At 48.0% G+C, this 13,516-nt stretch carries 9 protein-coding genes; 5 read left to right on the plus strand and 4 right to left on the minus strand.

What is annotated here, in order from left to right; all coding sequences use genetic code 11:
• Nucleotides 1-92 precede the first annotated feature (92 nt).
• On the minus strand, nucleotides 93-1,580 hold the full coding sequence (locus HQN60_RS10470; protein WP_173533589.1) for a tetratricopeptide repeat protein: 1,488 nt from the start codon (nucleotides 1,578-1,580) through the stop codon (nucleotides 93-95).
• A gap of 422 nt (nucleotides 1,581-2,002) precedes the next feature.
• Between HQN60_RS10470 and HQN60_RS10475 the strand changes: the two genes are divergently transcribed.
• From HQN60_RS10475 to sstT, 3 genes are all read left to right on the plus strand, one after another.
• The gene (locus tag HQN60_RS10475; protein WP_217390103.1) at nucleotides 2,003-2,737 is read left to right on the plus strand and encodes a DNA-3-methyladenine glycosylase I; all 735 of its coding nucleotides are present in this window, start codon (nucleotides 2,003-2,005) and stop codon (nucleotides 2,735-2,737) included.
• A gap of 65 nt (nucleotides 2,738-2,802) precedes the next feature.
• The gene (locus HQN60_RS10480; protein ID WP_173533590.1) at nucleotides 2,803-3,375 is read left to right on the plus strand and encodes a hypothetical protein; all 573 of its coding nucleotides are present in this window, start codon (nucleotides 2,803-2,805) and stop codon (nucleotides 3,373-3,375) included.
• Between the two features lie 260 nt (nucleotides 3,376-3,635).
• Nucleotides 3,636-4,844: a serine/threonine transporter SstT gene (gene sstT / locus HQN60_RS10485; RefSeq protein WP_173533591.1), complete on the plus strand. Its 1,209-nt coding sequence runs from the start codon at nucleotides 3,636-3,638 to the stop codon at nucleotides 4,842-4,844.
• Nucleotides 4,845-4,974: 130 nt separating this feature from the next.
• Here sstT and HQN60_RS10490 read toward each other — a convergent pair whose 3' ends face one another.
• The 3 genes from HQN60_RS10490 to HQN60_RS10500 form a co-directional block, all read right to left on the minus strand.
• Nucleotides 4,975-5,712, minus strand: a complete 738-nt coding sequence (locus tag HQN60_RS10490) for an alpha/beta fold hydrolase (protein ID WP_173533592.1) — start codon at nucleotides 5,710-5,712, stop codon at nucleotides 4,975-4,977.
• Nucleotides 5,709-6,755: a DUF2817 domain-containing protein gene (locus HQN60_RS10495; protein WP_173533593.1), complete on the minus strand. Its 1,047-nt coding sequence runs from the start codon at nucleotides 6,753-6,755 to the stop codon at nucleotides 5,709-5,711. The genes HQN60_RS10490 and HQN60_RS10495 overlap by 4 nt, the downstream gene beginning before the upstream one ends.
• Before the next feature lie 169 nt (nucleotides 6,756-6,924).
• Nucleotides 6,925-7,572 carry a thioredoxin domain-containing protein gene (locus tag HQN60_RS10500; protein ID WP_173533594.1) on the minus strand — a complete coding sequence of 216 codons (648 nt, stop codon included), beginning with the start codon at nucleotides 7,570-7,572 and terminating at the stop codon, nucleotides 6,925-6,927.
• Nucleotides 7,573-8,307: 735 nt separating this feature from the next.
• Here HQN60_RS10500 and HQN60_RS10505 point away from each other — a divergent pair.
• Together HQN60_RS10505 and HQN60_RS10510 are read left to right on the plus strand one after the other, a co-directional pair.
• Entirely contained in the window at nucleotides 8,308-9,711 is a 1,404-nt protein-coding gene (locus tag HQN60_RS10505) for an MFS transporter (protein WP_173533595.1), read from the plus strand.
• Between the two features lie 108 nt (nucleotides 9,712-9,819).
• On the plus strand, nucleotides 9,820-13,509 hold the full coding sequence (locus HQN60_RS10510; protein ID WP_173533596.1) for a nitrate reductase subunit alpha: 3,690 nt from the start codon (nucleotides 9,820-9,822) through the stop codon (nucleotides 13,507-13,509).
• Nucleotides 13,510-13,516 lie beyond the last annotated feature (7 nt).

A 13,516-nucleotide genomic window follows, 5' to 3' on the forward strand; every position in this document is an offset into this window, starting at 1 on the left:
TGGTAGGGCTTTGTTAATAAAGCCCTGCAATCAAATACATCTCGCATGGCGTTGTATCAAATTTATGCATAACAAGGTATGCGCTTCGCTTATTACACGCTACTTGATGCGAGTGAATAGTCTTTCCATAAGCGATCAATCATTGCGCGCATACCTTCATCTTCTGGCAGAGGGTATTGATCAAAATCGCCTTGCGTCGCTACGTACAGTTCTTCGCCTCCTTTTTGAGCAGAGGCCAGCGCAATGCGAAAGCATACCTCTGCCTTTGCTGCATCCCCAAGCAACCAGTGCACATAAGCTAGATTGCCGCGGGAAATCCCACAATCCGAACATAATTTAAGGGCTTCTTCTAGCGCGGCCTTTGCTGCATGGAGCAGAGAGTCGGCTTCTTCCCGATTAGCCCAATTTTTCTTAGCCTTCATCAGTAGTGCAAAGCCTTTTCCGCCGAACGCTTGTCCCACCACTTCACTAATTTCCGGAGTTGAGTCAACTAGATACTTATCTATCAGTCGTTCGTAAACGACAATTGCTTCATCTAATCTCTGCATCTCTGTAAGAGCAATGCCCATGTCATGCATTGCTGTCGCTACGTACTTACAGATTTTAGGCGTTGTGTCATAAACAAAAGTATCGATCAGCTGTTGGTAGGCAGCAATAGCGTTTTCTGGTTGATTTTGTTTAAGGATGATCGCTTTATTGTGCATTGCCGCGGCTATTAGTAAACGAATGTTTGGAGTCGAGCTTGTCGTGTAAGTGTCTATCATTGTTTGATAAGTGGCGATGGCCTCATCTAGCATTTTCATTTGATCTAAAACAACGCCGCGATTAAATAGTGCTTGTACCGCTTTATCTGCACCAGTGTTTGGGATTTCACTAGCACGTTTCCAGAATAAGGCAGCGTCTTCAAGCTTCGAGGCATTGTATGCAGCGAAAGCTCGCTGGTTCCAATCTTCATAAGAATAGCTAGCTTCCGGGATATGCCGTAGGCGTTCTTCGTTGCTACGAAGTGCTTTAGTATCTTCATCACTAATTGGCGGAGCATCTTTTACAGATGCATACATGCTGTCCTGCATATTTTTAATTGCTGCGCTACGTTTCTGCTCCACATCAGCCACCTTATCATTTATTGTCTGATGTGCTTGTTCTGCCGCTCTTTCCAGTTCCAGCATTTGCGTCATCAACTTATCAGCATTGTCATCAAACCATTGCTTGCTGGCTGATTTGGCATCTTCTTTCGCTTTGTTGGCCACAGAAACATACGCCGCCCAACCGCCAAGAAAAAATACAACGGTAATTAGTAAGCCAAGCAGACCAGTAGCGATAGCAAACCGATCTACCTCAGAATTAATATCACTTACACGGTTATTTTGGTCATCGATTCTTTTGTCAAATGCATCAATGCGGGCTTTTAGGCTCTCAATATCTTTTTGCTGTATTTCTCGGTTACTGTCGATTTTTAGTTGCAGCAATTCTTTCTGGGTGCTTAGTGCATTGCTATCTTGTTTTTCGTTGGCGACGGCGATAGGCAGGGCAAGACACAGCAAGCAACTAAGGACAAACAAACGAAGGGATAAGCGCATAGCTGAGCGTGCCATATTGGACAATGAGCTGACATTATGCCATCTGCAAGCTGTCTCGGTGAAATACAGTGGTACGAAGTAGGGCGTAATCGCCGAAGGCATTACGCCGCATACCGTAATCAATCCACATCGCACACCACCATGCTGAATCCTTAAGCCGATTGGCGTATTGCCGCTGCGCGTCGAATACACCCTGCCTAGGTATTTAATTGCCGCTCTTTATTTTCTAAGCCTTGCTATTCATACCCCCGTATTAACCTCCACTTGTTATTTCCTCACTGGATGAATCGCTCTTGGCGATGTTGCGTTGATCGCGTTGTTTAGCCATCAGTACGCGCTGCGCTGCGTTGGACTTGGGTATCATGATTGGTAGCGACTTGGCTCGATTTTGATTTGCTGCGTTGTTTGGTGATTTGGAGACGATGATGGAAAAATTTGCTGAGATTCAAGCCCGCGCGATGGCGCGTAAAGGTGGGGCGCAGGCTTTGCAGGCTTTATTGCCCAAGGTGGCGAGCGAGGCGCAGTTTTTGGCGTTGCCCGATGATCGGGTGTTGGCGATGATGTGCCGCACGATTAATCAAGCGGGTTTTAATTGGACGGTGATCAATAACAAATGGCCGCAGTTTGAGGCGGCTTTTTTGGGTTTTGATGTCGATCGATTGGCGATGCTGTCTGCTGAGCAGTGGGAGGCGTATTGCAATGATGCTCGTGTGGTGCGGCATTGGCCGCGGATTAAAGCGCTAATGGAGAATGTCAGCTTTGTGCGGGCGTATAGCCATGAGTACGGTAGTTTTGCGCGGTTTTTAAATACGTTTCCTGCGTCGAGGCAGATCGACTTGATGGCGGTGTTAAAAAAACGCGGTAGCCGCTTGGGTGGTAATACCGGGCAATGGTTTTTGCGCTATGTCGGCAAAGATGGTTTTGTATTAAGCCAAGATGTGGTGTTGGCGCTGCAGCAAGCCGGTTTGGATATTCCCGCTCAACCGAGCGCCAAACGCGATTTAGAACGCATTCAGCAGGCGTTTAATACTTGGGCGGATGAAACCGGTTTGAGCTACACCCATCTGGGCAAGATTGCGGCTTATTCGGTGGGTAATAATTACGCCCCAGAACAGATTGATCACAGCGTGAGTAAATTTAATGCGATGATGGATTAAGTGGCAGGCGGCGACTACAGGCTAGCCGCTTGCTGTTGAGTGGCTTGTTTGAAGGACTAAAACGAATGAAAAAATATCAACGATTGGGCGCATGCCTATTATTGGCAAGCTTGGGGGCTTGCTCTTTTGGGCAACAAGATCGTTGTCTCGATCAAGCTGGTGCTGCGGCGGGCAATCAATGCACCTCTGCTGATGCGCCCGTTGTGAGTCGCGCTGCCATCAGCGCATCGTCGACGAATGTCGCGCAAGCGCGGTCGGTGCTAAAGGTTGTGGGTGCGGATCGAGATGCCAACGGCTGTATTGCTTCGGCAGGGTATCAATGGTCGGCGATGCTGGGTGAATGTATTCGCCTGTTTGAGCGCGGTATTCGCTTTGAGCGTTATGACGCCAAGGCGAGCGAGCCGCAGTCTATTTTTGTGGTGTTGTCTGCTGATCGGCAGCAAGCCGAAATCTTTTTTGCCACTAGCGATAAACCAGCCATCTTGAGCGCTCAAAAGGTGCTTGAGGGCGATGTCACGCCGACCTTGTATCAAAACAAGACTGAAGGGCTGAGTATTTTGCGGGCTAAAGATCAGTTTTATATTCGTTACCAAGGCCAGCTCATTTATACCGCCAATAGCCTAAGCCCAGCTCGCTAGCGCCCATTGCTTGGTGCGAGTGGGTTTTGTTACGTTGGCGAGTATTGCTGCGTTTTGTCAGTAGTTCGGCTTATTTCTTACCCAAAATCAACTCCTTATTTACTACTTGTTAGTGATTGGCTTTCTGTTTGCAAAAAATAGTAAATTGTTGTGGTTTATTTCAAATTAGTGACGTTTTTACCGCTAGACTGTCGACCCCCTTCGAATTTAAGGCGGCTGATGCTGCGCTTGAGGGGGGGTCACTTTGAGAGAGGAATAAAATGAATCATTTGCTGCGCTATATAAAGCATGGAAGTTTAGTGGGCCAGATTATGCTGGGTCTGGCGGCAGGTATTTTGTTGACCTTGATTGCGCCCGACGCGGCAAAATCGGTGGGGTTGCTGGGTAATTTATTTATCAGTGCGCTAAAAGCGGTGGCACCGATTTTGGTGTTTGTTTTGGTTGCCGCATCGATTGCCAATCATAAAAAAGGCCAACCAACGCATATTCGGCCGATTTTAGTGCTGTATTTATTGGGTACGTTTTCGGCCGCTTTGGTTGCGGTGATGATGAGTTTTGCTTTTCCGACTGCGCTGACTTTGGTGGCGAAAACCGGCGAATTAGCACCGCCCGGTGGCATTGGTGAAGTCATCAAAAGCTTGATGTTTAATGTGGTGGACAATCCAATTAATGCCTTATTAAAAGCTAATTTTATCGGCATTTTGGCGTGGGCCATTGCACTGGGGATTGCGCTTAGACATGCTTCGGAAAGCACTAAATTGGTGGTGCACGATTTAAGCTATGGCATCACGTTTATTGTGCGTTTGATTATTCGTTTTGCGCCCTTGGGTATTTTTGGCTTGGTTGCGGCGACATTGGCCGAAACCGGTTTTAGCACGCTATGGAGCTATGCCCAGTTGTTGGCGGTGCTATTGAGCAGTATGTTGCTGGTGGCTTTGGTACTTAATCCTTTGATTGTGTTTTGGAAAACCCGCAAAAATCCATTCCCTTTGGTATTTACTTGCTTACGCGAAAGCGGGATTACGGCGTTTTTTACCCGCAGTTCAGCCGCGAATATTCCAGTAAATATGGCCTTGTGTGAAAAGCTAGGCCTGCATGAAGACACATACTCGGTGTCGATTCCATTGGGCGCAACCATCAATATGGCCGGTGCGGCAATTACGATTACGGTGCTGACTTTGGCGGCGGTGAATACGCTGGGTATTGTGGTTGATCTGCCAACGGCTTTGCTATTGAGTGTAGTGGCCGCGATTTGTGCATGTGGCGCTTCGGGCGTGGCTGGTGGTTCGCTGCTATTGATTCCATTGGCGTGTAGCTTGTTTGGGATTTCGAATGATGTGGCAATGCAAGTAGTCGCAGTCGGCTTTATTATTGGCGTATTGCAAGATTCGGCAGAAACCGCGTTGAATTCTTCGACCGATGTCTTGTTTACTGCTGCGGCGTGTCAAGCCGAAGAAAATAAAAAATAAATTGATTTGCTGATTTGATGCCGCCGTAATGCGGCTGGTGATTTAAGGGTATATCGATATAGTGCTTTATCCATAAGCGCTGTGTTGATATACCCTTTTTTATTTGCCTAAGTTCGATTGCCTATCAAAATCATGTTGGCTGGCCAAGCTGCAAATGCGCTAGCACCCATGCGGCATCGTCTAGCGGTAAATCATGCCCTGCGCTGGGGTGGCTATACAGCGGGATTTGCCAGCGCTGTGCCAGTGTTTGGCTGCATTGTGCACTCACCAGCTGATCGCATTGGCTGGCTAGTAATTGCAGCGGAACAGCGGGGCATTCAAGGTGGCTGCGGTAGCTGAGGGCAGCGAATAATTGCCGCAAAATATTACTGCGGCGAATTGGATATTGCTGCTGATACGCGATCCACTGCGGTAATAGCTGAGCTTGAGATCGATTGCTGGTGAGTTGCAAAATGATTTGTTCTTGTTGCGCAGCAGTGCTGAACAGTAGGCGCAGTAGTTGCAGATAATTGCGTGGCATTAGGCGTTGGTAAAACCGATTAAAGGGGCGCAAGCTGGTATTGATCAGCGTCGCGCTAGCCAATTCATTAGGCGCTTGCTGCGCCCAAGCAATGGCCACCATCGCGCCAAGTGAGAGCGCTATTACATGGTAGGGGGCTTGATGCCCTTGCTCGATCAGCGTTTGCCTGAGGTATTGCACCATGTGTTCGATGCGGTTTGGGCTGATTTCTGCATTGAGCTGACCATTGCCCGGCCAGTCGAGCATGATGATGCGATCTTGCGGGTATTGCAGCTGCAATTGCTGTGAAAAATCGCCCCAATGCCGCGTTTCACGCATCAAGCCACGGAGTAACACCCAGTTTTTCATGGCCTATCCTGCCGATACCATTGCTCGATGGCGGCGTGTTGGCAATCCATGCGCTGGATCGATTGCGGTAGCCAGCTGCGGTAATCGTGGGTGGCGCGAATGAGAAATTCCAGCAGCGGTAAATGGCGGCGCAATACTCGTCGCTGGCGATGCGCGACCAAGGGGTTAAAAAAGCCCGCAATAGAAAACAATTGCCGTGGGTTTTTTTTAATCCACAGCCAAGAACCAAGCTCAAGGGTGAGGGGTAAAAAAATATGCGCGTGAGGGGGTACGCTGGCGCTTTGTAACGCTGGGGCTGGGGTGAGGGTGTGTAATAAATAATCCCACACGTCGCCATGCGTACAATATTGCCGCGCTTGCGGTTCAATCACATAGGGGTGGTGCGGATAGCACTGGATTAAAAGCTGTTGTAAGGCGTAAATTTCGGCCAATTGCGGCATGGGTTGGCGCGTAGCGGCGTAGGGAAACCAGATTCGATCACGTAGTCCAAAGCCTGAATGGCAATCTAAGGCAATGCTCAGCGGGCTACTGAGTAATTGGTTTTGTACTACCGCGCAAAGCGCTTGGTTTTCGCCCTCCATTGCCGCGCCCTCTAGCCCGCGAAACCAAGGTAAATGGCGGCTGATACGTTGGCCTCCGACTAAAAACGCCGCGGGGCCAGCGGCATTTATCGGGGCATTTCGCATTAAGTCAACGCCATTGCCGTTGGCACGGCGGCCCAGCGCCATGCCGATGGGATTGATGATGGGCATAAACACGATGCGTAGCGATTCAAGCTGATATTGCAGGCTGCGATCCCATTTGAGCCTTTGCAATAGGCTATGTAAAAAGCCAATTAAAATCTGGCTGCCAATGCGCTCTAAGCCATGAACCCCGCCAAAAAAACCAATCACCGGCGCGGCCGAATCTTGTGAGCCCAGTTGCAAACTATATAGTGGGAAGGAGTGCTGCTGATACGTCACGCTGCCGTGTTGTTGAGTGCGTAGCTGGGCGCCGGCGCTGGCAATGATTTTTTCGAGTGCGGCAAGTTCAGCAAGGTACAAAGTGAAGTCTCAGTGGGCAAGAGAATAAACTGAGTGTAGTGCTTGATTCAAAAAACACACGGTATATCAAGCCAGCATAGATGCAATATGGGCTGGATAAAGATACTTGTCATTTAAATTTCATATTTCATCACCCCGCAATGCCAGCATGGCGCAACAAATAGGCCATTTAAGGCTTGAGTGGCCATTGCAAAATCGTGGCTTTCAGCGTTTTGGCATCCGTCATCCCGCCCATCATTTTGCTGCCGATCAATAAGCTCGGCGTGGCAAATACCCGCAATTGCTGCCCGAGCTGGACGCTGGCTTTGAGCGCTGCGGGCTCGGCCAAATTCAGTAAATGCTGAGTTTGGGTGCGCTGCGCGATGTCATTGATGGCTTGTTGCGTGATGGGAATCGGTGATTGCATTAGGGCTTGATGGACTTGCCAATACTGCTGGCGCGCCGATTGCCAAACCTGCAGCGCGAAGTTGGCGGCGCTGGCGCTGCTATCAGCCATCATGGTTTGCCATTTTAAAACAAAGCGTGCATTGGGCCATGCTTGGGCTACTTGCTGCAGCAGGGCATCCATTTTGCGGCAATAAGGGCAATTAAAATCTGTAAAAACCAAAACCGTACGTGGCGCAGTGGCTGCACCGATCACCGGATCGGCGGCGCTAAAGTAAATCGCTGGATCTTGCTCGATGGCCATTTGGCGTACTTGCGCTAAAAAAATAACGCGGCGACGATTGGCCTCAGCCTGCATGTCTTGTAGGGATGATTGCGCCCATACCGTGCTCGGTAATGTGCTGAGTAAAGCTAAAAAAGTGCGGCGCTGCATATACCCCTTCAAGCGATCCATGATCGATAAGAAAATAACCAGCGTTTGATTTTAACGTGTTGAATGCACCAAAAGTACGGTTTGTTAGATCAATTTGCATCGTGCATAGGCCGGTCAAAGCATGCCGCCGAGTTACCTCTCGCGCTCGCCATCGCGCGAGCACAGTAAGAAATCCAATCCCCACCAATCCTAGGGGCTGTTGACGTTTGGTTTTCGGTCGCGCTGGCGCGATTTTCGCGGCAGATCAAGGCATTTTATGCGACCAATAACCCGTTATTCGAGCATGAAATAACGCAGAGATGCCGCGAAAAGCGCCCAGCCCTTAGGGTTTGGCTGCTTTTGACCTGACACTGCGTTGAAAAACGCTTGCATAGAATGACTATGCCACGCGTCTTTCGCCTTGTTTCAGGCCAAAATCAGCACAAACGCGATCCGCAAACCAAACGTCAACAGCCCCTAGCAACAAAGAGGTAGTTTGCATTATTTACGATGCTATTTTGACGCCTGATGTTTAATCTTTGTTTTGTTGGTGTAAGTTTTTAGGTTTGTTTATTGTTTTGTTCTTACTTGGTTCTTTTGATGGTGCTGATTTGGCTGTTTTACAAGCCGCGTAGCGATCACCATTGGTCTAGCTAAATTACATCGTGCGCTTGAAATGAAAGGAAATGCCAGCTACTGATGAGTCTGGGCATCATTCGCTAGCTGACGAAAATCGAATCGAAAAAGGGGAGAAAAATGGCAAAAGCGGGACTATTGCAACGATGGGAACCTGAAAATCCGGTTTTTTGGCAATCAGAAGGCCAGTCGATTGCGAAGCGTAATCTTTGGATTTCTATTCCATGTCTGACCTTGGGTTTTATTATCTCGGTGTTATGGAGCATGGTCACACTCGATCTGCCCAACGCGGGGTTTACCTTTACCAAAGAACAACTGTTTTTATTGACCGCTTTGCCGCAATTATCCGGTGCCACACTGCGTATTTTTTATTCATTTATGCCGTCCTTAGTCGGAGGGCGTAAATGGACCACGATTTCAACGGGCTTGCTGCTGGTTCCGGCCTTATGGCTTGGTTTTGCTGTTCAAGATCCAACTACTTCTTATCCGGTCATGCTCACCATTGCCTTGCTGTGTGGTTTAGGTAGCGGCAACTTCGCCAGCTCGATGGCCAATATTGCGTACTTCTTTCCTACAGCACAAAAAGGCTCAGCCAATGGCTTGAATGCTGGCTTTGGTAATCTGGGCGTGTCACTGGCGCAATTATTGATTCCTTTGGCGGTGACTTTGCCTTTGATGGGCGTTTTTGGCGGCGAAGCGCAAACTTATTTAAAAGACGGTGTGACGCATCAACTGTGGCTACAAAATGCCGGGTTTATGTGGGTGCCGTTGATTGCGATTGCGACGATTGCCGCATGGTTTGGTATGAATGATATTGCTGATGCACGGGCTTCATTTGCTGAGCAGGCGGTGATTTTTAAACGGCAACATAATTGGATTATGTGCGTTTTATATTTAGGTACCTTTGGCAGTTTTATTGGTTTTGCAGGCGCTTTTGCATTGCTGACCAAAACAATGTTTCCTGAGATTAGCGTTAAAACCTATGCCTTTTTAGGCCCTTTAATTGGCGCTTTGATTCGTCCGGTTGGCGGCGCGATTTCCGATAAATTAGGTGGCGCTAAGGTCACTGCGGCGGTGTTTTTCGGCATGGTCATTGCTGTGTTAGGTGTGCTGTATTTCTTGCCATCACATGATGCAACTGGGCAATTAGTCGGTGGCAGTTGGACTGGATTTTTTGCCATGTTTTTGTGTTTGTTTACGTTAACCGGCGTCGGTAATGGTTCAACTTACAAAATGATTCCAACTATTTTTGCCACGGTATGCCGTCGTGAAGCGCAAGGCAAAGGCGATGCGGCCATTGAGCAATCTAGATTGGACGGCTTAAAAGAATCTGCGGCGGCAGCTGGTTTTATTAGTGCGATTGGCGCTTATGGTGGCTTTTTTATTCCGCAAAGCTTTGGGCTTTCGATGAAAAACACCGGAGGCCCCGAAGTCGCATTGTATTGTTTTATCGTGTTTTATGCGCTGTGCTTCGCCATCACTTGGTTTTTCTATGCACGGAAAAATGCACCGTTACCCTGCTAGTTCACCCTATTGATCAAGAGGCAAGCCGTTAACGCTTGCCGAGAATTAAGGTGTTCAGCTCAAGCGAAAGCACCTATCACATACTGACAGCTGCTTGTTGGAGGGTCCATGAGTAATTTTTTAGATCGTTTAAAATTCTTAAGCCGTACTCGAGAAACTTTTGCTGATGGCTATGGTGCAGTCGTTGCTGAAGATCGTCAATGGGAGGACGCCTATCGTGCCCGTTGGCAGCAAGACAAGGTTGTGCGCTCTACCCATGGCGTTAATTGCACGGGTTCCTGTAGCTGGCGAGTTTATGTAAAAAATGGCTTGATTACTTGGGAGCTGCAGCAAACTGATTATCCACGCACTCGGCCAGATCTACCCAATCATGAGCCGCGCGGTTGCCCACGTGGCGCTTCATATTCTTGGTATGTGTATTCTGCCCAGCGTCTTAAATATCCGATGATTCGTGGCCGATTGGTGAGTATGTGGCGCGAAGCACGGAAAACCATGTCGCCAATCGCGGCTTGGGAATACATTAGCCAAAATCCTGAGCGGGCTAAAGCGTATAAATCAATCCGTGGTTTAGGTGGTTTTGTTCGCGCATCTTGGGATGAAGCCACTGAAATTATCGCCGCATCGCAAACCTATACCATTAAAGAGTTTGGCCCTGATCGGGTGGTTGGTTTTTCGCCGATTCCCGCCATGTCGATGGTGTCGTACGCTGCAGGTAGTCGCTATTTGAGTTTAATTGGCGGTGTTTGCCTATCTTTTTACGATTGGTATTGTGATTTGCCGCCTGCTAGCCCACAGGTTTGGGGCGAACAAACCGATGTGCCAGAGTCGGCAGATTGGTATAACTCGACTTATTTGATGGTATGGGGCTCTAACGTGCCAATGACGCGCACGCCCGACGCGCATTTTTATACCGAGGTTCGCTATAAAGGGACTAAAACGGTTGCGGTTTCGAGTGATTTCGGTGAAATGGCCAAATTTGGTGATATTTGGTTAGCGCCGAAACAAGGCACTGATGCCGCCCTCGCGATGGCGATGGGGCATGTGATTTTGAATGAATTTCACAAAACAGGTAAAAGCGCTTACTTTAAATCCTACGGCAAGCAATATACCGATTTCCCAATGCTGGTGATGCTTAAAGATCATGGTCAAGGCTGGGTTGGCGATCATTACCTACGGGCGTCGCATTTATCTGAACATGAAAGTACGAATAATCCAGATTGGAAAACGCTACTGATTGATGAAAAATCCGGTGAAATTGTTATTCCCAATGGCGCAATAGGTTTACGTTGGGGCGAGACTGGCGATCAAATTGGCAAATGGAATTTAGAATTAAAAGCCACATCTGGCTTAGAAATTGATCCATTGCTGTCGCTGAAAGACAAAGCCGATGAAGTGGTTAGTGTTGGATTTCCATATTTTGGCAGCGAGCACGGTGAAGTTTTGCAAAGAAATGTGCCGGTTAAGCGTGTCACCTTAAAAGACGGTAGTAGCGTTTTGGTGGCAACGGTGTATGACTTAATGCTGGCCAATTACGGGGTGGATAATGGGCATGGCGGTGACAATGTCGCTATCTCTTACAATATGGATATTCCATATACGCCAAAATGGCAGGAAAAACATACCGGTGTTAAGGCTATTGATGTAGAGATTGTTGCGCGTGAATTTGCCGATAATGCCGACAAAACCCAAGGTAAGAGTATGGTGATTGTCGGCGCCGCGCTCAATCATTGGTATCACATGGATATGACTTATCGCGGCATTATCAATTTATTGATGATGTGTGGTTGTATCGGTCAAAGTGGCGGTGGCTGGGCGCATTATGTTGGGCAAGAAAAACTACGTCCACAACAAGGCTGGGCGCCACTCGCCTTTGCTGGGGATTGGTCTCGTCCACCTCGGCAAATGAATGGCACAAGTTTCTTTTATGCGCATACCAGCCAATGGCGGCATGAAAAACTAGCTGTCGATGAAATTATTAGCCCCACAACGACCAAATCTGAGTTCGATGGCATGTCGTTGATTGACTTTAATGCCAAATCTGAACGTATGGGTTGGCTGCCTTCTGCGCCGCAATTAGAAACCAATCCTTTTGCAGTCACTCGCGCCGCCCAAGAAGCCGGCCAAGATCCAGTGGCTTATGCGGTTGAAAATATGAAATCTGGCGCATTAAAAATGTCGTGCGATGACCCAGATAACCCACGTAATTTCCCTCGCAATATGATGGTTTGGCGCTCAAATATTTTGGGCTCGTCCGGTAAGGGGCATGAATATTTTCTCAAGTACTTACTTGGCACACAAAACGCTTTATTTGATGATGAAGCGACAGGAATTAAACCATCGGAAGTCAAAATTCGTCCGGCTGTGGAAGGAAAACTCGATTTATTGACGGTGCTTGATTTTAGAATGAGCACGACATGTTTGTACGCCGATATCGTGCTGCCAACGGCAACATGGTATGAAAAAGACGATATGAATACCTCAGACATGCATCCGTTTATTCATCCACTTTCAGAGGCTGTGCAGCCGCTTTGGCAAGCAAAAAGCGATTGGGAAATTTACAAATTACTCGCCAAACGCTTTACCGAAATGGCCGGGCCTGAGCTGGGAATACAAAAAGATTTGGTGCTGACGCCGCTGATGCACGATACACCGAGTGAGTTGGGTCAGGCATTTGCGCCTAAAGATTGGAAGCATGGGGAATGCGATTTAATTCCTGGCAAAACTGCGCCACAAATGACGGTGGTTGAGCGCGATTACTCACGAATTTATGAAAAATTCACCACGATTGGCCCCTTATTGAGCAAATTAGGTAATGGCGGTAAGGGCATTGCTTGGCAAACCGGAAAAGAAGTTGAGCAACTTTTGCAGCTCAACGGCAAAGCTGAAAATGGTCAGCCCAAATTAGAAACCGCCATTGATGCTGCTGAGATGATATTGAGCCTAGCGCCAGAAACCAATGGCCATGTTGCGGTCAAAGCGTGGGAAGCTTTAGGTAAAATCACTGGGCGAGATCACACGCATTTGGCTTTGCCACGTGAGCACGATGCGATTCGTTTCCGTGATATTCAGGCGCAGCCGCGAAAAATCATTTCAAGTCCAACATGGTCAGGCATTGAATCTGAAGAAGTGAGTTACAACGCAGGTTATACCAATGTGCATGAGTTAATTCCATGGCGCACGCTGACGGGCCGTCAGCAGTTTTATCAAGATCATCGTTGGATGATTGATTTTGGTGAAGGATTTGCGGTGTATAAGCCAGCCATTGATTTAAAAACGACGGCAGGTATTTTGGGTAAAAAACCCAATGGTGAAACTGAAATTACGCTTAATTTCATTACGCCACACCAAAAATGGGGCATTCATTCATCGTATTCCGATAATTTGCGGATGCTGACTTTAAGTCGTGGCGGCCCACACATTTGGTTGTCTGAAGGCGATGCCAAGCGCGCAGGGATTGTCGATAACGATTGGCTGGAAGTCTTTAACGTCAACGGCACATTAACCGCAAGAGCGGTGGTTAGCCAACGCGTGCCGGATGGAATGACGATGATGTATCACGCGCAAGAAAAAATTATCAATGTGCCCGGTGCTGAAATGTCGGGTAAGCGTGGCGGCATTCATAATTCTGTGACGCGTGTGGTGATGAAACCAACGCATATGATTGGTGGTTATGCACAATTGGCGTATGGCTTTAATTACTACGGCACCGTGGGGAGTAATCGCGATGAATTTGTGATTATTCGTAAAATGAAAAATGTTGATTGGTTAGAACAGCCACTCAATAAAGTTGAGGCGTGAGGAGATC

The sequence above is a fragment of the Deefgea piscis genome, from assembly GCF_013284055.1.
GTDB lineage: Bacteria > Pseudomonadota > Gammaproteobacteria > Burkholderiales > Chitinibacteraceae > Deefgea > Deefgea piscis.

Excerpts from the sequence above, each read along its gene's own strand:
- HQN60_RS10510 (WP_173533596.1), top strand. The coding sequence starts at position 9,820 with ATGAGTAATTTTTTAGATCGTTTAAAATTCTTAAGCCGTACTCGAGAA.
- HQN60_RS10500 (WP_173533594.1), bottom strand. The coding sequence starts at position 7,572 with ATGCAGCGCCGCACTTTTTTAGCTTTACTCAGCACATTACCGAGCACG.
- HQN60_RS10490 (WP_173533592.1), bottom strand. The coding sequence starts at position 5,712 with ATGAAAAACTGGGTGTTACTCCGTGGCTTGATGCGTGAAACGCGGCAT.
- HQN60_RS10470 (WP_173533589.1), bottom strand. The coding sequence starts at position 1,580 with ATGCGCTTATCCCTTCGTTTGTTTGTCCTTAGTTGCTTGCTGTGTCTT.
- HQN60_RS10475 (WP_217390103.1), top strand. The coding sequence starts at position 2,003 with ATGATGGAAAAATTTGCTGAGATTCAAGCCCGCGCGATGGCGCGTAAA.
- HQN60_RS10505 (WP_173533595.1), top strand. The coding sequence starts at position 8,308 with ATGGCAAAAGCGGGACTATTGCAACGATGGGAACCTGAAAATCCGGTT.
- HQN60_RS10480 (WP_173533590.1), top strand. The coding sequence starts at position 2,803 with ATGAAAAAATATCAACGATTGGGCGCATGCCTATTATTGGCAAGCTTG.
- sstT (WP_173533591.1), top strand. The coding sequence starts at position 3,636 with ATGAATCATTTGCTGCGCTATATAAAGCATGGAAGTTTAGTGGGCCAG.